Origin of the sequence: Citrobacter sp. Cpo015, assembly GCF_030333035.1 — a bacterium.
Lineage (GTDB): Bacteria > Pseudomonadota > Gammaproteobacteria > Enterobacterales > Enterobacteriaceae > Citrobacter > Citrobacter portucalensis.
In genome coordinates this window covers 900,273-924,311 of record NZ_JAOWGS010000019.1, presented here as the reverse complement: position 1 = coordinate 924,311, position 24,039 = coordinate 900,273, and the positions used below count along the sequence as shown (strand labels likewise).

Sequence of the window (24,039 nt, the reverse complement as noted above, 5' to 3'; positions counted from 1 at the left end):
ATGGTAGAAACCCTGCTCGAAGTTCGTAATCTGAGCAAAACCTTTCGCTACCGGACAGGTTTATTTCGCCGCCAGACCGTTGAGGCCGTCAAGCCCCTGAGTTTCACCCTGCGTGAACGTCAGACGCTCGCCGTCATTGGTGAAAACGGTTCGGGGAAATCTACGCTGGCAAAAATGTTGGCGGGTATGATTGAACCCACCAGCGGTGAACTGCTGATTGACGATCATCCGTTAAAATATGGCGATTATTCATTTCGTAGTCAGCGGATCCGTATGATTTTCCAGGATCCGTCAACATCGCTTAATCCGCGGCAACGTATCTCGCAAATCCTCGATTTTCCGCTACGTCTGAATACCGACCTCGAGCCTGAGCAGCGTCGTAAACAGATCGTGGAGACCATGCGCATGGTCGGGCTGCTGCCCGATCACGTAAGCTATTACCCACATATGTTGGCCCCAGGGCAAAAACAGCGTCTGGGCCTTGCCCGTGCGCTCATTTTACGCCCCAAAGTCATTATCGCCGACGAAGCCCTGGCCTCTCTGGACATGTCGATGCGTTCGCAGCTCATCAATCTGATGCTGGAATTGCAGGAAAAACAGGGGATTTCGTATATCTATGTGACCCAACATATTGGCATGATGAAGCACATCAGCGATCAGGTATTAGTCATGCACCAGGGCGAAGTGGTAGAACGCGGCAGTACAGCGGATGTTCTGGCGTCCCCGCTTCATGAGCTTACCCGCCGCCTGATTGCAGGTCATTTCGGCGAAGCGCTTACCGCTGATGCCTGGCGAAAAGATCGTTAGCAAACGGCTGCCCTCCTCAACCGGGGGGCAATCTGTCATCAGTGACACAACGTGGGTAAGAGCAGCGTATCAACTTCAGTAAACGCGACTGACGGGTAAAGGGCACCACCCTGCATTGCCCAGACACCTGCGGTACTGGCCTCGTCGATAAGTCGTACTGTTTCTACTCCCTTCACCACAACACGGTCGCAATATTCCCTGATATTTTTGATCAGCACCGGGAACATCGGTTTTTCTACCTGTTCCAGGAAGAAACCGCGATCCAGTTTCACAACGTCAAAATGACCGCAAACCAGCGGACTGGCCCCTACGCTGCCGGAGCCAAGATCGCCCAACCACAATGCGTTTGGGCCGTCGCGAAGTGAATTAATCAGCAGATTATTCAGGCACACGGTATTCGACAGAAAACGTTCTGAAAGTTCCAGTGCAATAAATGGTAGAGCATGTAAGGCCGACTTGATGGCTGGATCACCAATCGCCAGCAGTGCCATTTCGTCAATGAGGTTCAGGGTGCAAATAAGGCTGTTGCGCTCAAACCAGTCACGCTTTTCGGCAATTAGTCGAATTTGCTCGAGCATGAAATTACGCTTTTGTTCGCTATCCCACGCTGAAATGATGAAATCTGGATGCAACGGGTGAACCGTATCTGAAGTAAACCGGGCGTTAATCTCTACACCCAGTAATTTATCTGTTGTGTCTCTCATCGGTTCCGCGATGAAATGATAGTGCATAAGACCACTCCAATTGATCATAAAATCCTGATAATGCACTTCTAATCACAATCAATCAATAATATCGATCAATGAATCGATATTGATCGATAAAAACAATATATCATAACAAGCTGAATATTGTCATGTTTTATGTTTTAAGAAAGTTCCTACCTTGCTATGTTTATTAACATCAGCTAGCAATGAAATAATACCATTTCAATGCCTTTGAAACCTCGTATTTTCTCTGATTCACCGACGTTAGATGCCTGAACGAAGCATAAGCGGAGGGGGATGATATACTCCTCACATGTAATAACGTGACAGGTCACGTGAGGCGGATAACCATTCTCAAGGGAAAAAGCGTGGGATATAATTTCAGGCCAATTTCGAGTGTGTTTGATGCGTCAATCATAACTCATTGATTGATAAAAGATAAGTGTTAACCAAAAGGATTAAAGCCATGGGTTTTTTATCAGGTAAGCGCATTCTGGTGACAGGCCTTGCCAGTAAATTGTCTATCGCATGGGGAATCGCTCAGGCGATGCATCGCGAAGGTGCCGAACTGGCGTTCACCTACCAGAACGACAAGCTGAAAGGTCGTGTGGAAGAATTTGCAGCGCAATTAGGCTCCAACATTGTTTTGCAGTGTGATGTAGCTGAAGATGCCAGCATTGACGCCATGTTTGCTGAACTGAGCAAAGCCTGGCCGAAATTCGACGGTTTCGTACACTCCATCGGCTTCGCACCTGCTGACCAACTGGAAGGCGATTATGTGAACGCAGTTACCCGCGAAGGATTTAAAATTGCGCATGACATTAGCGCTTATAGCTTTGTTGCGATGGCAAAAGCATGTCGTTCCATGCTAAACCCTGGCTCTGCGCTACTGACGTTGTCCTATCTGGGCGCAGAGCGTGCAATCCCTAACTATAACGTGATGGGCCTGGCGAAAGCCTCATTGGAAGCAAACGTCCGTTATATGGCTAACGCAATGGGGCCTGAAGGCGTACGCGTAAACGCAATTTCCGCAGGTCCAATCCGCACCCTCGCTGCTTCCGGTATCAAAGATTTCCGTAAAATGCTGGCCCATTGCGAAGCCGTTACGCCGATTCGTCGCACTGTTACCATTGAAGATGTGGGCAACTCTGCGGCATTCCTGTGTTCCGATCTTTCTGCCGGTATCTCAGGTGAAGTTGTACACGTTGACGGTGGTTTCAGCATCGCTGCAATGAACGAACTGGAGCTGAAATAATCTTCCACTCTTCTCCGGGCGGCCCACCGTCGCCCGTGATGCTCGTTTTTAATTCCCCTCTACCCAGTCCCATATATGCTTTTCTGATATTTATTATCACGTAACAATCTTTCATCCCCTCTTCTGCTTACGTCAGGATATTGCAGCGCAAACGATCCGGCGTAGTGGTGTGACGACGTGTCCGGGTCGCCACTTTTTAGACCAAGGACCGCCCATGGAACAACGCCGAATTGAAGGCAAAAGCCACTGGTATCATGAGACGCAATCCAGCATGTATCCACAAGATGTTCTGCCGCTGGTGCCGGAAGCCGCTCATGTCGACGACTGCTTTTTACTGGATCTGGCGATATCTGATGACGCCCTTTTACCTTTTCAATCCTGGTTAATCCCTGCCCGTAAACTTGCACAGATCCTCTTCCCGACCCACGTAAACCTGAGTCAGATGCACACATTCAGCGCCTATGAACGGATGAGTACGGCGTTAACCGTCGCTCAGGTATATGGCGTCCAGCGATTATGTAATCACTATGCCGCGCGTCTAACACCGCTTCCTGGGCCGGACTCCTCGCGGGAAAGTAACCATCGACTGGCGCAAATCACCCAATATGCTCGTCAACTTGCCAGCTCTCCTGCCGTGATAGGCGCGCGCGATCGCCATCATCTGGATGCAGTCGGGCTGACCACCAGCGATAGCATTCTGATGAATCAAATTATCGGATTCGTCGGTTTTCAGGCCCGTATCGTGGCCCTGTTTCAGGCCTGGTGTGGACATCCGGTGCGCCGAATTCCGGGTCTCGATATACAACAATTCGCTCACGCTTCACCATTTAGTGCAGCAAACGCTACCTGGCACGCTTCGCCATTTCCGATTGAAAAACATCTTAATCATGATGAGTCGATAGACAGACGTTATCCCGAGGAACTGCAAGCGTTACTGCCATTACTGATACATTCCCCCGTCATTTTGGATTTACTCGGGTCGCTCATTTCCAGCACGCAACGTAGCGGGATACCGGTACAGGCATTTTCATTGGCGGCGCTGATGACTTCGCGGATTAATGGCAGCGTGGCCTGTTTTAATGAACATGCGTATTCAGCTCATGAATTAACCGAGGCCATTACCGTTCTTCGTCAGGATGAACGTGAATTACAACGGTGGGAACAACGACATCCGGTTGAGCGCGTCACCCTACAGGCGGTACAATGGCTGACCCGGGCGCCCGACCGCTTTAGCACCGCACTGTTAACGCCTTTGTTCGATCAGGGAATCTCTTCAGAGCAGGCCATTAACCTGCTAGCCTGGAGTGGATTGTGCGGATGGTTGAATCGCTTGAAAATCGCGCTGGGCGACACTGATTAACCGATCCACTTACTGAAAGAGCGCTTGCTGCAACTGGCAGAATCGCGTAAAACTGTCAGCCGCTCTTTTAGCCACGAAAATAGACAATTATGCTTCAGGACAACCCGCTGCTAGCGCAGCTTAAACAGCAACTACATTCCCAGACGCCACGTGCTGAAGGGGTGGTAAAAGCCACGGAAAAAGGCTTTGGCTTCCTGGAAGTCGATGCACAAAAAAGCTATTTCATTCCACCGCCGCAGATGAAAAAAGTGATGCATGGCGACCGTATTGTTGCGGTTATCCATACAGAAAAAGACCGTGAGTCTGCTGAGCCGGAAGAACTGATCGAACCCTTCCTGACGCGCTTCGTGGGTAAAGTTCAGGGCAAAAATGACCGTCTGTCCATTGTGCCGGATCATCCGTTACTGAAAGATGCTATTCCTTGTCGTGCAGCCCGCGGCGTTGAACATGAATTTAAAGAAGGCGACTGGGCTGTTGCAGAAATGCGCCGCCATCCGCTGAAAGGCGATCGCACCTTCTACGCCGAGTTAACCCAATTTATCACTTTTGCTGATGACCACTTTGTCCCGTGGTGGGTCACACTGGCACGCCATAATCTGGAAAAAGAAGCACCAGACGGTGTAGCAACCGAAATGCTGGACGAAGGCCTGGTTCGTGAAGATTTAACCGCCCTCAATTTCGTCACCATCGACAGCGCCAGCACCGAAGATATGGACGATGCGCTGTATGCTGAAGAACAAGCTGACGGCACGCTACAATTAACCGTCGCCATTGCCGACCCAACAGCCTGGATTGCAGAAGGCAGCAAGCTGGATAAAACGGCTAAAATTCGCGCGTTCACCAATTATTTACCGGGGTTCAATATCCCGATGTTACCACGTGAATTGTCTGACGATCTCTGCTCTCTGCGCGCGAACGAAGTGCGCCCGGTTTTAGCTTGTCGTATGAGCATTACCGCCGATGGCACGATTGAAGACAACATCACCTTCTTCGCCGCAACCATCGAGTCTAAAGCGAAGCTGGCCTATGACAATGTTTCCGACTGGCTGGAAGGTACTGGCGAGTGGCAACCAGAAAACGACGCGATTGCGGAACAAATCCGTCTGCTGCATCGTATTTGCCTGAGCCGAGGAGAGTGGCGTCATAACCACGCGCTGGTCTTTAAAGATCGCCCGGATTACCGTTTCGTTCTCGGTGAAAAAGGTGAAGTACTGGACATCGTCGCTGAGCCACGCCGCATCGCAAACCGTATCGTGGAAGAATCCATGATTGCGGCAAATATTTGCGCCGCCCGTGTGCTTCGCGACAAGCTGGGCTTCGGTATTTATAACGTCCATATGGGATTCGACCCGGCCAACGCCGACGCTCTGGCCTCGCTGCTGAAAACCCACGGTATGCACGTCGATGCCGAAGAAGTTCTAACACTGGAAGGTTTCTGCAAACTGCGCCGCGAACTGGATGCACAGCCATCCGGTTTCCTCGACAGCCGAATTCGCCGCTTCCAGTCTTACGCTGAAATTAGTATTGAGCCAGGTCCACACTTTGGGCTGGGTCTGGAGGCATATGCCACCTGGACTTCCCCAATCCGTAAGTACGGCGATATGATCAACCACCGTCTGCTTAAGGCTGTCATCAAAGGCGAAACCGTCGCTCGACCTCAGGATGATACCACCGTGCAAATGGCAGAACGTCGTCGCCTGAACCGGATGGCTGAGCGTGACGTGGGTGACTGGCTATACGCCCGTTTCCTGAGTGATAAAGCCGGAACCGACACCCGCTTTGCGGCCGAGATCATCGACGTCAGCCGCGGCGGCATGCGCGTACGTTTGGTTGATAATGGCGCTGTTGCCTTTATTCCTGCCCCCTTCCTGCACGCCGTGCGTGATGAACTGGTCTGCAGCCAGGAAAGTGGGACCGTACAAATCAAAGGTGAAGTAGTTTACAAAGTCACTGATGTGATTGACGTAACTATCGCCGAAGTTCGCATGGAAACCCGTAGCGTTATCGCGCGTCCAGCAGCGTAAACTGACAAATCCAACGACCTTTCTCTTTTTTGAAAGGTCGTTTTCTTTTTTTAGCGGCCAAATTTCAACCACACACTACACTTCTCTTATCCAGTCAAAATTTTTTTTTACTATTTTTCAGTTCCGCTGGCTTTGCTTTTTATGGATTCTGGATTACATATAAATATATAAATAAAACAATACGTTCAGCCATAATCACCCTGAATGAATCATGGCTACCCTTACTTTTGAGGCTTTATGCGCTTTAAACGGGATAGTACACATCATGAAAGACGTCCGGGAGCTGGTTACGTTGTATAGCTATGTGGGCACTCATAACCCCTACTGGCGTTTGTCAGAGGATTGCAACATCCTGCATTTCTCTATTGACGAAACAGCAGACGCTGAGCAGACCATCGAATTATCACCCGAGCAGGCCGACCGCATTCGCGAGATGACGGTAATTACGTCAAGCCTGTTGATGACGTTACCCATTGAAGATGACGATATTCCGGTACATTTGGTCGGGCGGAAAATCAATAAGCGCGAATGGGCCGGCAGCGCATCAGCCTGGGATGACACCCCTTCCGTCGCACGCGATCTGGCTCAAGGTCTCTCTTTTGCCGAACAGGTGGTTTCAGAAGCCAATTCCGTTATTGTCATTCTTGACCGCATGGGCAACATTCAGCGTTTTAACCGTCTGTGCGAAGAGTACACCGGACTCAGAGAACGTGAAGTCATTGGCCAAAGCGTATTCACACTGTTTATGAGTCGACGTGAAGCCGCAGCCTCCAGACGCAACATCGAGGTCTTTTTTCGCGAAGGCAACTCATATGAAGTCGAACGTTGGGTGAAGACCTGCAAAGGTCAGCGCCTGTTTCTTTTTCGCAATAAGTTTGTACATAACGGTAGCGGCAAGAACGAAATATTTCTGATCTGTTCCGGCACCGATATCACTGAAGAACGCCGCGCGCAGGAACGCCTGCGTATGTTGGCTAATACCGACTCCATCACCGGATTACCGAACCGTAACGCCATTCATGAGCTGATAAGCGACGCGATTGAGAACGCAGGTGATACTCAGGTTGGGATTGTATATCTCGATCTGGATAACTTCAAAAAGGTGAACGATGCCTACGGGCACATGTTTGGCGATCAGCTGTTGCAGAGCGTGTCGCTGGCAATTCTCAGTTGTCTTGACGACAACCAGCTATTGGCTCGGTTTGGCGGTGATGAATTTATCGTCCTTGCCACCGAAACGTCCCAGAGCACTCTGGAAGCTACCGCATCGCGCATTCTGACACGCCTGCGTCAACCCTTTCGCATTGGCCTGATTGAAGTCTATACCGGCTGCTCTATTGGTATTTCCCTCGCTCCACAGCATGGTCAGGACTGCGAGAGCGTCATTCGTAACGCCGATACGGCCATGTACACCGCGAAAGAAGGCGGCCGCGGACAGTTTTGTGTTTTCTCTCCGGAAATGAATCAGCGGGTATTTGAATACCTGTGGCTGGATACTAACCTGCGCAAGGCGCTGGAAAACGATCAACTGGTTATCCATTATCAGCCAAAGATAACCTGGCGAGGCGAAGTGCGCAGCCTGGAGGCGCTGGTACGCTGGCAGTCTCCGGAACGCGGCCTCATTCCACCACTGGAATTTATCTCCTACGCCGAAGAATCAGGGCTTATTGTTCCGCTGGGTCGCTGGGTTATTCTGGACGTTGTGCGTCAGGTCGCAAAATGGCGCGCCAAGGGAATCAATCTGCGCGTGGCGGTAAACGTTTCTGCCCGCCAGCTCGCCGATCAGACGCTATTTACCGATCTCAAACAGGTGCTTCATGAACTCGACTTTGAATATTGCCCCATTGATGTCGAGTTAACGGAAAGCAGTTTGATTGAAAATGAGCAGTTGGCACTGTCCGTCATTCAGCAGTTTAGCCAGTTGGGGGCGCAAATCCATTTGGATGATTTTGGTACTGGATATTCGTCACTGTCTCAACTGGCCCGCTTCCCGCTTGATGCAATTAAATTGGATCAAACCTTTGTCAGGGATGTACACAAACAACCTATTTCGCAGTCGCTGGTACGTGCCATTGTTGCGGTCGCACAAGCACTCAATCTGCAGGTCATCGCCGAAGGTGTTGAAAGCGCGAAAGAGGATGCCTTTTTAACCAAAAATGGCGTCAACGAACGTCAGGGTTTTTTGTTTGCCAAACCAATGCCAGCGGCTGCATTTGAACGTTGGTATCGACGACATCTGAATAAAAAAACGCGCTAACGCAGTGGGATCAAACGTCGTTAATAGCCATAAATGGACATAACGTAACGATCCTATCTGCATGTAATCACGGAATATATAATATTCTTCTATCATTGATAGTTAATACTATTTTTCCCTTCTCTTTTGCCATGAAATTCTGCATCATGAAATTCAAACTCGATTGCCATTAGGATGATAACCATGTCTGATATCGACGCTCAGCGTCTGGCCGAACGCATTGATACCGTGCTGGATATCCTCGTTGCAGGTGATTACCACTCAGCCATCCACAATCTCGAAATTCTGAAGGCTGAGCTGCTAGACACGGCCAAAGAAGATGCCGAGTCTTTGCCCAAAAAGCACAAGGCTCCCTGGGAGATCTGATGACATTAACCCTTTAATGTCGCTGCTATAAGCAAACTGCATATGAAGCAGTTTCCGTTTAATTTCCGATACGATATCGCAATAAAATTAATATTATGAATTCCCGACAACAATCTATTTTGCAGATGGTGACTGATAAAGGTCAGATGAGCGTTGCCGAACTGGCAAAAATCACCGGTGTCTCAGAAGTGACGATTCGACAGGATCTGAACACACTGGAAAAACAGAGTTATTTACGCCGTGCGCACGGTTTTGCCGTTTCATTGAACAGTGATGATGTGGAAACGCGCATGATGACTAATTTTACGCTGAAGCGTGAACTGGCCGAATTTGCCGCATCTTTGGTAAGCCCTGGCGAGTCCGTATTCATTGAAAACGGCAGCAGCAATGCGCTCTTGGCCAGAACGCTGGCGGAGCAAAAAGATGTCACCATCATTACCGTCAGCAGTTATATAGCCCATCTGCTGAAAGAAACCCCCTGCGAAGTGATTCTCCTTGGCGGCATCTATCAGAAAAAAAGCGAAAGCATGGTGGGGCCCTTAACTCGCCAGTTTATCCAGCAGGTACACTTCAGCAAGGCCTTTATCGGCATTGATGGCTGGCAGGCTGACACCGGCTTCACCGGACGCGACATGATGCGTTCTGATGTGGTTAACGCGGTGCTGGAAAAAGGTGCAGAAGTTATTGTGCTTACTGACAGCTCAAAATTCGAAGCCATTCACCCTTACACACTAGGTCCATTAGAGCGATTCAGCCGCGTAGTCACGGATTCCAGACTCAGCGCCAGCGTACAAATGCAGCTTGAGCATTCAGGATTAACCGTCAATATCATTGATGCGAACGCATAAAATCTTCAGCAGATGATTTGTCAGTCGGCAAATCATCTCCTCTCTGAGAGTTATCTGACAGTCCAATTAAGACTTTTTACCTGTCGTTAACAGGATTAAGTCGTAAAATTAATGTTAGCGATATAACAGGAACGAACCTCCAATCTCAGGATAGTGTTTGTCATGCCTTCGCTAAACGGTTTCACGGAAATATCTTCGTTAGCCTAAATTTAGCGCTATTCTTAAAGAACACTGGATTCCGTGAATCAATAATTCAGGAGAAAGTATTATGTTAGTAACGAGCAAAAAAATGACCGCTGCCATTTTGGCGATTACTCTGGCAATGTCGCTGAGTGCCTGCTCTAACTGGTCCAAACGTGACCGTAACACCGCAATTGGTGCTGGTGCTGGTGCAATCGGTGGTGCAGTCCTGACTGACGGCAGCACGCTAGGCACGCTGGGTGGTGCTGCAGTAGGTGGTATTATTGGCCACCAGGTGGGTAAATAATTTACGGTTAAACGGCTCGATATAATAATACGTTTACTTTTTCAGGTCTGTATTATTAAAAAGCCACGGAAAAATTCCGTGGCTTTTTTTATTAACCGCCAGCCAATTTAACTTTCATTCCTTTGGCTTCCAGCAGCGATTTAATCAGGTCGCGTTTATCACCCTGTATCTCAATCACGCCATCCTTCACTGCCCCGCCGCAACCACATTTTTTCTTCAGTTCCGCAGCTAATTTGGTCAGTTCAGCATCGTCCTGATCTATTCCAGTAATCAGGCACACGCCCTTACCTTTGCGGCCACTGGTCTGTCGCTGGATACGGACAATGCCGTCGCCTTTGGGACGCTCTGGGACGGCTTTCGGTTCATCAATACGCCCGGTGTCAGTTGAGTAGACCAGACGAGAATTTGAGTCGTTCATTTACGCACCTCGTTTCAGGGAGGCATTGATCATCTTCAGCGTCTGAGCCGGATCTGCCGACTGTGTGACCGGACGACCAATAACCATATAATCCACGCCAGCTGACTGTGCCTGTTCCGGCGTCATAATGCGACGCTGGTCGCCTGCCTCGCTACCTTCAGGGCGAATACCCGGCGTAACCAGTTTAAATGCCTGGCCAAATGCCTGCTTGAATCGCACTGCTTCCTGCGCGGAGCATACGACGCCATCCAAACCACAATGTTGGGTTAAGCGCGCCAGCCTTTCCGCATGCTCCGCAGGTGACAACGTCACGCCTAGGTCGGCAAGATCGCTGGCTTCCATACTGGTCAGAACTGTTACTGCAATCAGCAGCGGCGCATCCTTGCCAAAAGGCGCCAGGGCTTCACGTGCGGCGGTCATCATACGCGCCCCACCTGAAGCATGAACGTTAACCATCCACACGCCAAGCTCGGCAGCTGCCGCAACGGCATGTGCGGTAGTGTTGGGAATATCATGAAATTTCAAATCAAGAAAAACGTCAAAGCCACGCTGTTGTAAATCGCGAACCAACTGAGGTCCAAAAAGCGTGAACATCTCTTTGCCCACTTTTAAACGGCAATCACGAGGATCAATTCTGTCGACAAAAGCTAATGCTTTATCACGATTGGAATAATCGAGAGCGACAACGACAGGAGAATCAGTAACAGCACGAGAAGAAGATGAAGCAGTAAACGTCATGACCAGACCTTCCTGAGGATGGGCGCCATCGGCGGCGCAAAATGGGTAAACGGCGTGCATTCTACCTGCGGCAATAGAAAATTAACAGGCGCGATTACATTTCTACCAGGCGAATTTGGCAACGGAGGTTGAGGATGGATTGGTTACACATCATTAGTATGTTGTAACTAAAGTAAAGTTTTTTTAAAAATTACAGCCCATCAAGTCCGCGAATAGGCTTAATGGTTGACCATGAGCGACAGGATGGGCAGTGCCAGTACAGTGTATATGCGGTAAATCCGCACTTCTGGCAACGATAGCGCGGCTTGCTGCGCACCTGCTCCCCAACCATATCGCGCAGAACCATCAGGCTCTCTTTCGCGCGCCCTTCTTCTGCTTCGTTAAGATGGTAATCCATCAACTTGTGGAACACGCGCATCGTAGGATGGCGTTGTAGCTGGCGGGTAATATAAACCTGAGCGGTATCAGTCCCCTCACGCGCTTCAAGAATATCGGCCAGCATCAGCTCTGCGGCGGCGCCAGTATTCTCCTCAACGGCCCGACGTAAAAACTCGGCCCACTCATCGTTTTTCCCCAGATGCTGGTAGCAGCTTTGCAGCATTTCCAGCGTTTCGCTGACCAGTTCTTTATCCTGAGAAATCACGCGTTGCAGACTTTCAACGGCCTTCGCGTAATCACCTTTTACCATGTACACACGGCCCATCATGATGGAAACACGTGCACTGTTTTTGTCTGCCGCAGCCCCTTTTTTCAACAGCGTCATGGCGCGATCCATATCGTCGCTGCCCATCTGCTGTAAGGCCAGTTCGCAGTAAAAGTGAGCTATCTCGATACGTTGTTTATCTTTACCGAGCTTCACCAGGCGTTCTGCAACATCAATCGCTTTCTGCCATTCGCTGGTCGCCTGATAAATTTGCAGCAGTTGCTGTAATGCACCGACGCGAAAATCTGTTTCATCGGTAAGCTGATTAAACATGTCTTCCGCGCGGTCGTACAGACCTGCGGCCATGTAGTCGCGCCCCAGCTGTTGTACGGCCAACAAACGCTGCTCGTAGGTTAGCGAAGCACTTTCCATTAACGTTTGATGGATGCGGATTGCACGGTCGACTTCACCGCGCGAGCGAAACAGGTTTCCGAGGGTGAGATGAGCCTCAACGGTGCCCGTATCCTCTTTTAGCATATCGAGGAACAGATCCACCGCTTTGTCTTGTTGGTTGCTCAGGAGGAAGTTAACCCCGGCGACATAGTCACGGGAAAGACGGTTAGCTTCATCCTGCTTGGTTTGTTGCGCACTTCTGCGACCCATATACCACCCATAGGCAGCGGCTACAGGCAAAAGCAGAAACAACAACTCCAACATAAATAATTATTCCTTCACAACCGACGAATCGGCAGAAACCGCAACGTCGGTCGCAGGCGTAAGCTGGTTTTCCAGTCGTTTGATTTTACGTTCGGCACGCGCAAGAGACACACGAACCTTCAGCCAGAAAAGGCCGCAAATTAACCAACCAATCGCAAAACCTGCGGCAAACAATACAGCAAGCAGCGTAGAGATACGATACTCACCCTGAGCCAGCAGGTAATTAAACGTAACCTGTTGATCGTTTTGCGCACCTAATGTCACCGAAATAACAAAAATCGCCAACACCAGTAAGAAAATGAGTAAATATTTCACATTACTTCCCGTTATGTGGTTTGAGCGAATAAATCGTGTACAACTTACCGCGTTGAGCCCTTTAAATTACCATTTTCACAACGAGTGCGAAACGGAAAAGCGCTTTCCCCTTTCTGATTTAAGGGCAAAATTCGAAAAATCAATCATGGCTAACTTTCTTGTTCACGCTGAGCGATTTCTTTTTCCTCCTGCACTGGCGGCGTTAAGGGTCCGCATACCCGCTGCGCAAGCCATGTCGCCAGCGTTACCAGCAACCATGAAATCAGCGTTGCAACAACCAAATCACGGGGCCAGTGCATGCCTAATAGCAAGCGACTGCCCATAACGCCCGTAGCCCAGATAAGTAAAAACACAATTGTCAGCGTACGTCGGCGTGGCCATAACAGCCCTACTGCCAGTAAAGCCCAACTGGCGGCAAACATCGTATGCCCTGACGGAAAGGCAAACCCTGTTTCTTTTTGCCAGTGCTTACGTAGAAACGTCGGAATATCCTGTTGTTCGGCCAATTGCTCTTTAACTAAGTGACCACGTTCTTTACGTTTTAAAGTGTAGAACTCATCAACCGGAATATGGTGCGTTTTTTCCAGCCACACGACAAAGGGCCGAGGTTCCTGCACCCTGTCTTTAACCCAGGACTTCACGCCCTGACCGACTAAAATGGCCGCAGCCAGGATCGCAAACAGCATTACCGCAGCTTTCAGACGAAAACGCAGACACCACAGAAACCATGCACAGAGAACAACGTGAGTGATAATGCCCCACGGCTGCGTCACCGTTTCCGTTATCCAGTACAGAGATTTTAGCCACCAAACGTTATGTCCCGGCTGCCAGCTCCAGCCCGATACCCATACGGCAACCGGCATAATAAGTAGCAGCCCGGCCCCGACCGCAGTACGCTTTGCAATTGACAGCATTGCCTCTCCTTTCGTCGATAAGTCTCACAATCATAACTGAAAAAAGCGCATGTCGGGGAAATTGACAATTTTGTGCCATTCCAAAAGCGAATCCGTTGTCGCGATTAGGTGAACATCGTTGCCTTATGGCAAAATAGTGCAATATAGAACAGAAGCCAACAGGCGACGGCACGACAGTGCCAGCATAATCTGGAGAATTACATGCAGCTTAAACGTGTGGCAGAAGCCAAACTGCCAACCCCCTGGGGTGATTTCCTGATGGTGGGATTTGAAGAACTGGCAACCGGACACGATCACGTCGCACTGGTTTTTGGCGATATCACAGGCCAAACGCCTGTCCTGGCGCGTGTCCACTCCGAGTGTCTGACTGGCGATGCATTGTTTAGCCTGCGTTGCGATTGCGGCTTCCAGCTCGAAGCGGCTCTCACCCATATTGCTGAAGAAGGGCGCGGTATCCTGCTTTATCATCGTCAGGAAGGACGCAATATCGGCCTGCTCAATAAAATCCGCGCCTACGCGTTGCAGGACCAGGGTTATGATACCGTTGAAGCTAACCATCAGTTGGGCTTTGCGGCAGATGAGCGTGATTTCACGCTGTGTGCGGATATGTTCAAGCTGCTTGGTGTGGACGAAGTTCGTTTGCTGACCAATAACCCGAAAAAAGTGGAAATTCTGACCGAAGCGGGAATCAACATTGTTGAACGCGTGCCGCTGATTGTGGGTCGTAACCCGAACAATGAACATTACCTGGACACCAAAGCCGCCAAGATGGGACATTTGCTGGGCAAGTAATAGTTTTTACCGCCGATAAAAAAGCCTGCTCTCGCAGGCTTTTTACTTCTAGCTCAACATATTACGAATCACGTAGTGCAGAATGCCATCGTTTTGGTAGTACGTTAGCTCCGTCGCGGTATCGATACAGCAGCGGCATAAAACAACTTCTTTACGTCCATCCGAGCGAACCATACTCACCGGCACTGTTGCACCCGGTTTGATGCTTTGCAGATCCGTAATATCGATCGCTTCCTCACCGGTTAGTCCCAGCGTTTTACGCGTGATGCCCTGTGGGAATTCCAGCGGCAAAATCCCCATACCAATCAGGTTAGAACGGTGAATTCGCTCAAAGGATTCAGCGATAACCACGCGAACCCCCAGCAAGCGCGGGCCTTTTGCCGCCCAGTCGCGACTGGAGCCAGAGCCATACTCTTTCCCGGCAATAACCGCCAAGGGAATATTCTCCTGTTGATATTGCATAGCCGCATCATAGATAGCCACTACCTCAGTTCCCGGCAAATGACGCGTCATCCCACCTTCCACGCCGGGCACCATCTCATTGCGAATACGAATATTGGCAAAGGTACCGCGCATCATTACTTCATGATTCCCGCGCCGCGAACCGTAGGAGTTAAAATCTTTACGCTCTACGCCGTGGCTTTGCAGATAACGCCCCGCCGGGCTGTCCGGCTTAATACTACCTGCAGGAGAAATATGGTCGGTGGTGACGGAATCTCCAAGCATTGCAAGGATACGCGCACCATGAATGTCCTGGACCGGATCCGGCGTCGCCTGCATACCATCGAAGAACGGCGACAAGCGGATATAGGTTGAGTCAGACTGCCAGCCATAGGTATCAGCCCGATCTACCTGGATTGCTTTCCATTCTGGCGTGCCTTCAAACACTTCAGCATACTCTTTATGGAACATGGCGGTAGAAACCTGCTCCACGGCACGGGCAATTTCCTGAGCCGTCGGCCAGATATCTTTCAGATATACGGGATCGCCCTTTCTGTCATGCCCTAACGGATCTTTAGTCAGATTGATATTCATATTCCCCGCCAGCGCATAGGCCACCACCAGCGGCGGAGACGCCAACCAGTTGGTCTTCACGAGCGGATGGATACGCCCCTCAAAGTTTCGGTTGCCGGAAAGCACAGCACCAACGGTGAGGTCGCCTTTTTTGATAGCAGTCTCGATAGGATCGGGTAACGGACCCGAGTTACCGATACAGGTGGTACAGCCATAACCTACAAGGTTAAATCCCAGCTCATCAAGGTACGGCGTGAACCCTGCCTGCGCCAGATAATCAGACACCACCTTCGATCCTGGCGCCAGCGAGGCTTTCACCCATGGCTGACGTTTCAGACCCAGCGTCACTGCTTTTTTCGCCAGCAGCCCCGCCGCCATCAATACGCTTGGGTTAGAGGTGTTGGTACAGGAAGTGATCGCTGCAATAACCACAGCACCATCCGGCAGCTGGTACTGGTGACCGTTCATTGTATAGTCCACTGGCTGGCGATCTTTCAGCGAGCTATTCACTTCGAGTTCATTACTCGCCGAAAACGCTTTCGGGACATCAGCCAGTGCCACCCGATCCTGCGGACGCTTCGGTCCGGCAAGGCTAGCTTCTACACTGCCCATATCCAGCTCCAGTGAACTGGTAAATACGGGTTCATCCCCAGGATTACGCCACATTCCCTGCGCTTTGGCATAGGCGCTGACCAGCTCAACCTGCTCCTCACTGCGCCCACTCAGACGCATATATTCAAGAGTGATGCTATCGATCGGGAAGAAACCGCAGGTTGCGCCGTATTCCGGTGACATGTTCGCAATGGTTGCCCGATCGGCCAGCGGTAAGGTGTCCAGCCCATCACCGTAGAATTCAACAAATTTACCGACCACGCCGTGCTTACGCAGCATCTGGGTGACGGTCAGAACCAGGTCAGTCGCGGTGATACCTTCCCGCAGCTTGCCCACCAGTTTAAAGCCCACAACATCCGGGATAAGCATAGAGACCGGTTGACCCAGCATTGCTGCTTCGGCCTCAATGCCTCCAACGCCCCATCCCAGCACACCGAGACCATTAATCATTGTCGTATGGGAATCGGTTCCGACCAACGTGTCAGGGTAAGCCACCCACTCACCGTCCTGTAACTCGCTCCAGACGGCTTTGCCGAGGTATTCAAGGTTAACCTGGTGGCAAATCCCCGTTCCCGGTGGCACAACGCTGAAGCGACTAAATGCCTGCTGTCCCCATTTCAGGAACACATAACGCTCATGGTTACGTTCCATTTCCAGGCGTACGTTTTCTTCGAAAGCATCATCATCACCAAAACGGTCCACCGTTACCGAGTGGTCAATGACAAGGTCCACTGGCGAAAGCGGATTCACTTTTGCTGTATCTCCGCCCAAACGTTTCACCGCTTCGCGCATGGCGGCCAGATCGACCACCGCCGGCACGCCGGTAAAATCCTGCATCAGAACACGAGCGGGTCGATAGGCAATTTCACGATCGGCATGGGCAGTCTTCAGCCAATGCGCGAGCGCATGAATATCATCTTCGGTTACGGAATTACCATCCTGCCAACGAAGCAGGTTTTCCAGTAACACTTTCAGCGATTTTGGTAGTCGGGTGATATCACCCAGTGATTTAGCGGCCAGAGGTAAACTGTAGTAGCGGTAGGTTTTATCTTTAACCTGCAATGTGTCCTTACTGGCTTCTCGTAGGGTCGACGACATAGCTCCTCCTTAAATGACAGGGTTGGATCCCCTGATTTCCTCAGGGTTAGTATTAAAGATAACACAAACAAAATGTAACGCTTTGATAACAACTCAAACTGATAAAAGTAGCGCGCGAAACAAAAGCGCGAAGTGAGGTCAATGGTAGGGAGTAAGGTCTAGCCGTGTAGATGAATAGGATGAATATTCAGCAGGCAATAGCGCAATCGATAATACGTTGATTAGGTGGCTGATGGTGAATACATGGGATAAACGATTCGATATTTAAGGCCACTAGGTAATCGTTATTATTATAAAATACGTACGAATTATTGTTTCTGTTTATCATCATCGGTTAACAGATCAATAAACGCCCGTTGTTCAGGAGAAAGATTCCAGGATTCGGGTATCTTTGGATCTTTCTCGGCTACGGTTTTGCTCTCTTGCTCATGGTCATGAGACGCTGGCGTCACGGTAGAGTGCTGCTCCGGTGCGGACATACTTACCCCCACACGTTCCAGGCCACGAGTGCGACAATAATCCAGAATATCGCAGAGCCAAGAAACACGGCGAACCAGGCTTTACGTTTCATCGCGGGATCCCGGCGTGCAGGCTGGTTTCCTGAAGGCATCGCTAACCTCATACTATCGAAATCACTTATCATTTAGGCACCAAACAATTGGTACAATTAATCATCAGATAGGAGAAATCCTAATAAAAAAGGCGAAAAAAAGCCAGTTAATTTTCGGATTCGATCTGATAAATAAATCAATTGTTTGATCAATTATGAATATTTGAGAGTGATTTTTGGCAAGCTGACTAATTTGAAACTACTTTAGAGAACTTTTTCCATAAATAATATATGGTTAATATATAGGAGGAGAAATAATGAATAAATTCAGACTCTCCCGTCGGTATCACTTTATGCTTACGGATACCGACGAGGTAACAACCGTTATTATTTCTCAGGCAATTTAATATCTTTAAACATGGCTTCAATATCATCGTTGGAACGCAGTGCCACCGCCGTGTCCACCACATCACGCGTCAGATGCGGCGCGAAACGTTGAATGAAATCATACATGTAACTACGTAAGAAGGTGCTGCGACGAAAACCAATTTTGGTGGTGCTATGGCTGAAGATATCGTGCGCATCCACACGTACCAGGTCAGGATCGGAAACAGGATCAACCGCCATACTGGCAATTACACCCACGCCGAGACCCAGACGGACATAGGTTTTAATAACATCGGCATCGGTCGCGGTAAAAACAATACGCGGCTCCAGACCCGCACGGTTAAACGCGGTGTCCAGCTCCGAACGCCCGGTAAATCCAAAGGTGTAGGTCACCAGTGGATACTGTGCCAGTTCCTCAATAGAAACCGAAGATTTTCCCGCCAGCGGATGATCCGGCGTGACGACAATCGAACGGTTCCAGTGGTAGCAAGGTAACATCACCAGATCGTCATACAGATGCAGGGCTTCCGTCGCGATGGCAAAATCCGCATTCCCTTTCGAGACGGCTTCGGCAATTTGCGTCGGCGATCCCTGATGCATATGCAATGAAACACGAGGATATCGCTCAATAAAACCTTTAATCACGTTCGGCAAAGCGTAACGTGCCTGGGTGTGCGTGGTGGCAATATACAGCGAGCCTTTATCCGGCCAGGTATGTTCGCCAGCAACGGACTTAATAGCATCTACCTTAGACAGTACTTCGCGCGCAATACGGATAACTTCCTGCCCCGCTGGCGTAACCTGGGTCAGATGCTTACCGCTACGGGCGAAAATCTGGATGCCAAGTTCATCTTCCAGCATACGAACTTGCTTACTGATACCGGGCTGAGAGGTATAAAGCCCTTCCGCCGTTGAGGAGACATTAAGGTTGTGGTTCACCACCTCAACAATGTAGCGAAGCTGCTGTAATTTCATGTTATGCCATCCCGATTCGCGCCATCAAATCATCGTTTCAGTGCAGGCTCGTGGGCGCTGCTAATACGATTTAATAATAAAAAGTCTGTTAACTATAACCACTATATCATTTATATGTACGCTGTATAGGTATGACAAAAAATAATATGCCAGAAACAAAAAGGGCCGCTTACGCGACCCTTTGAGGAGAAATTCAGCCGTAACGCTGTTATTTCTTCCCTTCTACCCATTTACCGTCAACGAAGAACGCGGACCAGCCAGTCGCCTTACCGTCTTTCTCAGCGGCAACGTATTGCTGCTTGGTTTTACGGCTGAAACGAACCATAGACTTGTTACCATCCGGGTCTGTTTGCGGCGCATCTGCCAGATAACGCAGTTTTTCCGGCAGGCGATCGCGGAAGCGGTACAACTCTTCCACCAACGGCGCACGAGTCTCACGTGATTTCGGGAACGTATTGGCCGCCAGGAAGATACCTGCAGCACCATCACGTAACACGAAATACGCGTCAGATTTTTCACACGGCAGTTCCGGCAGCGGAACCGGATCTTCTTTCGGCGGAGCAACTTCACCGTTACGCAGGATCTTACGGGTGTTTTTACACTCGTCGTTAGTACACGCCATGTACTTGCCGAAACGTCCCATTTTCAGGTGCATTTCAGAACCACATTTTTCGCACTCTACGATAGGACCGTCATAACCCTTGATACGGAATTCACCCTCTTCGATCTCGTAGCCGTCGCAGGTTGGGTTATTACCACACACATGCAATTTGCGCTTAGGATCGATGAGATAACTGTCCATTGCCGTACCGCACTTCTGGCAGCGGCGTTTGGCGCGCAATGCGTTCGTTTCCGCGTCATCGCCTTCCAGCACGTTCAATACTTCGTTTTCCGGCACCAGGTTAATGGTGGTTTTGCAACGCTCTTTCGGGGAAAGTGCGTAGCCGGAGCAACCAAGGAAAACGCCGGTACTGGCGGTACGAATACCCATCTTGCGTCCGCAGGTCGGGCAATCAATGCTGGTCAGCACCATCTGGTTCGGACGCATACCGCCTTCTTCAGGATCTTTCTCGGCTTTATCTAACTGCTGAGTAAAATCAGTGAAGAAGTTGTCGAGTACGCCCTTCCATTCGGCTTCGTGATTCGCCACCTGGTCGAGGCTGTCTTCCATCTGCGCGGTAAAATCGTAGTTCATCAGCTCGCGGAAGTTTTCTTCCAGACGATCGGTGACGATTTCACCCATTTTTTCAGCGTAGAAGCGACGGTTTTCAACGCGAACATAACCGCGATCCTGAATCGTAGAAATGATCGACGCATAGGTGGATGGACGACCAATACCACGCTTTTCAAGCTCTTTAACCAGCGAAGCTTCACTGAAGCGTGCAGGCGGCTTGGTGAAGTGCTGCGCAGGTGTCAGCTCGATAAGCGTCAACGTATCGCCTTTGTCCACCGCTGGTAAGATGCGATCTTCATCGCCCTTACGCAGTGCGGGCATCACTTTGGTCCAACCATCGAAGCGCAGAATACGACCACGCGCTTTCAGACGGAAATCACCCGCACCCACGGTCAGGGTGGTAGAGTCATATTTCGCTGGCGTCATCTGACAAGCTACAAACTGGCGCCAGATCAGCTGATACAGTTTTTGCGCATCGGCCTCCATATCTTTCAGCGACTCCGCCAGTACGGCGACATCGGAAGGACGGATAGCTTCGTGTGCTTCCTGCGAGTTCTCTTTGCTGGCGTACTGGTTCGCGCTCTCCGGCAAATATTTTTTGCCAAAATTATCACTGATGTAATCGCGAACCATGGTGACAGCATCCTGGCTCAGATTGGTTGAGTCAGTACGCATGTAAGTGATGTAACCCGCTTCATACAAGCGCTGCGCCATCATCATGGTTTTCTTCACACCAAAGCCCAGACGCGTGCTCGCAGCCTGCTGTAGCGTGGAGGTAATGAACGGAGCACTCGGCTTGCTGCTGGTCGGTTTATCTTCACGTTCCAGGACGCTATAGCGCGCTTTTTCCAACAGGCTAACCGCGGCAAGCGTTTGTTCCCGATTTACGGGACGGAACGGTTTATCATTTTGATGCGTCACCTCAAGCGGCAACGCGTCGCCGCCCGGCGTGGTCGTGTTAGCATCAATTTCCCAGAACTCTTCTGGAACAAATGCTTTGATTTCGCGTTCACGCTCAACCACCAGACGCACAGCCACAGACTGTACGCGACCGGCAGACAGACCACGCGCAATTTTTTTCCACAGCAGTGGCGACACCATATAGCCCACAACACGGTCCATAAAGCGGCGCGCCTGTTGCGCATTAACACGATCGATGTTCAACTCGCCCGGTTTTTCAAACGCCTGGCGAATAGCATTTTTGGTAATTTCGTTAAACACCACGCGGCTGTAGCGGGTGTCGTCGCCACCGATGACTTCCCGCAGGTGCCATGCAATGGCTTCCCCTTCGCGGTCAAGGTCGGTTGCGAGATAGATGTGGTCGGCTTTTTCAGCCAGTTGCTTCAGTTCAGAAACAACTTTCTCTTTACCAGGCAGCACTTCATAGCGCGCATCCCAGTTGTGCCACGGGTCAACACCCATACGGTTGACGAGAGCGCCACGTTCATCCTTTTTGGGCTTTTTAGCCGTTTTGGTGGAGGTTGAGTCGGCGCTCTTTTTAGTTGCTGAGCCACTGGTCGGCAAATCACGGATATGACCGACGCTGGATTTCACCACGTAGTCATTACCCAGATACTTGTTGATCGTTTTGGCTTTTGCCGGGGACTCAACGATGACAAGAGCTTTACCCATATTCACCTTTACCTAATTTGATTCTTCCAGAATGCGTCGCACGTTGATTCACCTTCCACTGGCGACGAGACATCGATATGGTCTCTGCGTCGGCGGATATCAACCCCTTAAACTGTTTTGCGCTTGTAATGTAACTCTCATGTAACTGAGTTAACAGGCTTTTTTTCTCACAAACGCTCTAGCACGACGAAGTATTGGTCGAATGTCAAGCAAATCTGTTGCCAGATTGACGAAAGCGTCACACTGTACCTGATAAAATGCGTTACGCAACTTTATTAGCATGCAAAAACAAATCTCGCCAGTTGTAACACTGTCGTAAAACCTTCATTTATGTCAGGGAATATTTGCCCATAAGGCGGGCTCAGCGTAGACTAATGTCCTTGTTTAAGGAGTAAATCATGCATAAAGACACTCAACCCATCGATCGCGAAACACTGCTGATTGAAGCCAACAAAATCATTCGTGAGCATGAGGACACGCTGGCGGGGATTGTCGCCACCGGCGTTACGCAGCGAAACGGCGTGCTGGTTTTCAGCGGAGATTACTTTTTAGACGAGCAAGGGCTACCAACGCCCAAAAGTACGGCTGTGTTTAATATGTTTAAACACCTGGCGCACGTACTTTCTGAAAAGTATCACTTGATCGATTAACTCGAGAAATAATTTGCCGGATGGCGGCAACACCTTATCCAGCCTACATTGATGCCTATTTGTAGGCCGGATAGGATGTGTGAGCATCACTATCCGGCAATGACAATTTTACATCAGTGGCTTCTGCCCCCGCTGCCACCAGCGCATCAGCAAACGATCGGCGCTCTCCGCCGCACTACCGGTAAAACGATCCATCAGCTTTTTACGCTGCAGATAGCGAACGTTCAACACTTCACGACCTTCCATCAGCCCGAGGATCACCTCATCGCTGGTGTTGATCTCATCCACCAGCCCATTTGCCAGCGCCTGTTGACCAAACCAGTGTTCACCCGTGGCAACCTGCTCAATGTCCAGAGTCGGGCGCATACGATGGACAAAATCTTTAAACAAATGATGTGTTTCATTCAGATCTTCACGGAATTTCTGCCGCCCTTCTTCCGTGTTCTCGCCAAGCAGCGTCAGCGTACGCTTGTACTGTCCGGCGGTGTGCAGTTCGATATCAATATCTTTCCCTTTCAGGAAGCGGTTAAAGTTCGGGATCTGCGCCACCACGCCAATTGAGCCGACGATAGCAAACGGCGCCGAAACAATTTTATCTGCCACGCAGGCCATCATATATCCGCCGCTCGCAGCGACTTTATCTACCGTGACGGTCAGTGGGATCTGCTTATCGCGCAGGCGTTGTAACTGGGACGCAGCCAGGCCATAACCATGTACCACACCGCCCGGGCTTTCCAGACGAACCACCACCTGATCCTGAGGTTTAACAACCGCCAGCACCGCCGTCACCTCTTCGCGTAATGCGCTGACCTCATGGGCATCCATACTGCCTTTAAAATCAAGCACCCATACACGAGGTTTATCTGATGACGTACTGTCACCCTGTTTTGCTTTTGCCTTGGCAGCCTTCGCCTCCAGCTTCTGTTTCTTTTTCTGCGCCTTATGCCAGAATTTTTGCTGATGCCCATCCAATAAGGCCAGCGACAGGTCTTCCTTCATCTCTTTATATTGATCGCTGAGGTTAATAACCCGCAATTCCCCACGCTGACGTTTGCGTTGTGTCGCGTTTACGATCAGCATCACCACCACTGCAATAGCCACCACGACAGTGACAATTTTTGCCAAAAACAGCCCATATTCAGACAACAATTCCACGAGACCCACCTTGGTTAAACAACGCGACTTCCGCTCAGTGTACAACAGGCGTGTCACCTCGTCTTGCTTCATACATCCAGTGCTGAATCAGTAAAAAGCATGACAAAGCGTTCATTTTGCGGTGTTATTGCCTTTGGCTGATTG

General features: G+C 50.1%; 22 protein-coding genes. 10 read left to right on the top strand and 12 right to left on the bottom strand.

Features of this window, described 5'->3' with window-relative positions:
* Positions 1-807 (top strand): peptide ABC transporter ATP-binding protein SapF, encoded by an 807-nt coding sequence (sapF, locus tag OGY67_RS04515; protein WP_003020558.1) that lies wholly within the window; start codon positions 1-3, stop codon positions 805-807.
* A gap of 38 nt (positions 808-845) precedes the next feature.
* Here the strand turns inward: sapF and OGY67_RS04510 are convergent, their stop codons facing one another.
* Positions 846-1,538, bottom strand: coding sequence for an EAL domain-containing protein (locus OGY67_RS04510; RefSeq protein WP_032943595.1), 693 nt, complete (start codon positions 1,536-1,538; stop codon positions 846-848).
* 442 nt (positions 1,539-1,980) lie between these two features.
* Here OGY67_RS04510 and fabI point away from each other — a divergent pair, with 442 nt between their 5' ends.
* The 7 genes from fabI to osmB all read left to right on the top strand — a co-directional run bounded on the left by fabI (position 1,981) and on the right by osmB (position 10,111).
* Positions 1,981-2,769: an enoyl-ACP reductase FabI gene (gene fabI, locus OGY67_RS04505; protein ID WP_032943597.1), complete on the top strand. Its 789-nt coding sequence runs from the start codon at positions 1,981-1,983 to the stop codon at positions 2,767-2,769.
* Between the two features lie 214 nt (positions 2,770-2,983).
* Positions 2,984-4,129, top strand: coding sequence for a CMD domain-containing protein (locus tag OGY67_RS04500; protein ID WP_286573558.1), 1,146 nt, complete (start codon positions 2,984-2,986; stop codon positions 4,127-4,129).
* Positions 4,130-4,218: 89 nt separating this feature from the next.
* Positions 4,219-6,153: an exoribonuclease II gene (locus tag OGY67_RS04495; protein WP_032943600.1), complete on the top strand. Its 1,935-nt coding sequence runs from the start codon at positions 4,219-4,221 to the stop codon at positions 6,151-6,153.
* 265 nt (positions 6,154-6,418) lie between these two features.
* Positions 6,419-8,410, top strand: a complete 1,992-nt coding sequence (gene pdeR / locus OGY67_RS04490; protein WP_008784927.1) for a cyclic di-GMP phosphodiesterase — start codon at positions 6,419-6,421, stop codon at positions 8,408-8,410.
* A 183-nt stretch (positions 8,411-8,593) separates the two neighbouring features.
* A complete protein-coding gene (locus tag OGY67_RS04485; protein WP_003833313.1) occupies positions 8,594-8,776 on the top strand; it encodes a YciZ family protein in 183 nt (60 codons plus the stop codon).
* Positions 8,777-8,871: 95 nt separating this feature from the next.
* Positions 8,872-9,624: a DNA-binding transcriptional regulator YciT gene (yciT, locus tag OGY67_RS04480; RefSeq protein ID WP_032943602.1), complete on the top strand. Its 753-nt coding sequence runs from the start codon at positions 8,872-8,874 to the stop codon at positions 9,622-9,624.
* Positions 9,625-9,892: 268 nt separating this feature from the next.
* Positions 9,893-10,111, top strand: a complete 219-nt coding sequence (gene osmB / locus OGY67_RS04475) for an osmotically-inducible lipoprotein OsmB (RefSeq protein ID WP_003020583.1) — start codon at positions 9,893-9,895, stop codon at positions 10,109-10,111.
* 91 nt (positions 10,112-10,202) lie between these two features.
* On the opposite strand, the gene yciH is transcribed toward osmB, so the two are convergent.
* The 5 genes from yciH to pgpB all read right to left on the bottom strand — a co-directional run bounded on the left by yciH (position 10,203) and on the right by pgpB (position 13,856).
* Positions 10,203-10,529, bottom strand: coding sequence for a stress response translation initiation inhibitor YciH (gene yciH, locus OGY67_RS04470; RefSeq protein WP_003833315.1), 327 nt, complete (start codon positions 10,527-10,529; stop codon positions 10,203-10,205).
* On the bottom strand, positions 10,530-11,267 hold the full coding sequence (gene pyrF / locus OGY67_RS04465; RefSeq protein WP_020996371.1) for an orotidine-5'-phosphate decarboxylase: 738 nt from the start codon (positions 11,265-11,267) through the stop codon (positions 10,530-10,532). It abuts the gene before it with no gap.
* A gap of 190 nt (positions 11,268-11,457) precedes the next feature.
* Entirely contained in the window at positions 11,458-12,627 is a 1,170-nt protein-coding gene (gene lapB, locus OGY67_RS04460) for a lipopolysaccharide assembly protein LapB (RefSeq protein ID WP_008784929.1), read from the bottom strand.
* A gap of 6 nt (positions 12,628-12,633) precedes the next feature.
* Positions 12,634-12,942, bottom strand: a complete 309-nt coding sequence (locus tag OGY67_RS04455; protein WP_003020595.1) for a LapA family protein — start codon at positions 12,940-12,942, stop codon at positions 12,634-12,636.
* Between the two features lie 149 nt (positions 12,943-13,091).
* Entirely contained in the window at positions 13,092-13,856 is a 765-nt protein-coding gene (pgpB, locus tag OGY67_RS04450; protein WP_032943604.1) for a phosphatidylglycerophosphatase B, read from the bottom strand.
* Positions 13,857-14,057: 201 nt separating this feature from the next.
* On the opposite strand from pgpB, the gene ribA reads away from it, so the two are divergent.
* Complete coding sequence (ribA, locus tag OGY67_RS04445; protein WP_003020601.1) at positions 14,058-14,648, top strand: GTP cyclohydrolase II; 591 nt, start codon at positions 14,058-14,060, stop codon at positions 14,646-14,648.
* A gap of 48 nt (positions 14,649-14,696) precedes the next feature.
* Here the strand turns inward: ribA and acnA are convergent, their stop codons facing one another.
* The 5 genes from acnA to topA form a co-directional block, all read right to left on the bottom strand.
* Positions 14,697-17,372 carry an aconitate hydratase AcnA gene (gene acnA / locus OGY67_RS04440; protein ID WP_286573555.1) on the bottom strand — a complete coding sequence of 892 codons (2,676 nt, stop codon included), beginning with the start codon at positions 17,370-17,372 and terminating at the stop codon, positions 14,697-14,699.
* Between the two features lie 308 nt (positions 17,373-17,680).
* On the bottom strand, positions 17,681-17,851 hold the full coding sequence (locus OGY67_RS04435; protein WP_165612489.1) for a YciX family protein: 171 nt from the start codon (positions 17,849-17,851) through the stop codon (positions 17,681-17,683).
* 2 nt (positions 17,852-17,853) lie between these two features.
* On the bottom strand, positions 17,854-17,994 hold the full coding sequence (locus OGY67_RS04430; protein ID WP_213732144.1) for a YmiA family putative membrane protein: 141 nt from the start codon (positions 17,992-17,994) through the stop codon (positions 17,854-17,856).
* A gap of 315 nt (positions 17,995-18,309) precedes the next feature.
* Positions 18,310-19,284 carry an HTH-type transcriptional regulator CysB gene (gene cysB, locus OGY67_RS04425; protein ID WP_003020610.1) on the bottom strand — a complete coding sequence of 325 codons (975 nt, stop codon included), beginning with the start codon at positions 19,282-19,284 and terminating at the stop codon, positions 18,310-18,312.
* A gap of 208 nt (positions 19,285-19,492) precedes the next feature.
* A complete protein-coding gene (gene topA, locus OGY67_RS04420) occupies positions 19,493-22,090 on the bottom strand; it encodes a type I DNA topoisomerase (RefSeq protein ID WP_003833325.1) in 2,598 nt (865 codons plus the stop codon).
* A 398-nt stretch (positions 22,091-22,488) separates the two neighbouring features.
* Here topA and OGY67_RS04415 point away from each other — a divergent pair, with 398 nt between their 5' ends.
* The gene (locus OGY67_RS04415) at positions 22,489-22,740 is read left to right on the top strand and encodes a YciN family protein (protein ID WP_003020616.1); all 252 of its coding nucleotides are present in this window, start codon (positions 22,489-22,491) and stop codon (positions 22,738-22,740) included.
* A gap of 108 nt (positions 22,741-22,848) precedes the next feature.
* Here OGY67_RS04415 and sohB read toward each other — a convergent pair whose 3' ends face one another.
* Positions 22,849-23,895, bottom strand: coding sequence for a protease SohB (gene sohB, locus OGY67_RS04410; RefSeq protein ID WP_258893440.1), 1,047 nt, complete (start codon positions 23,893-23,895; stop codon positions 22,849-22,851).
* Positions 23,896-24,039: the final 144 nt, after the last annotated feature.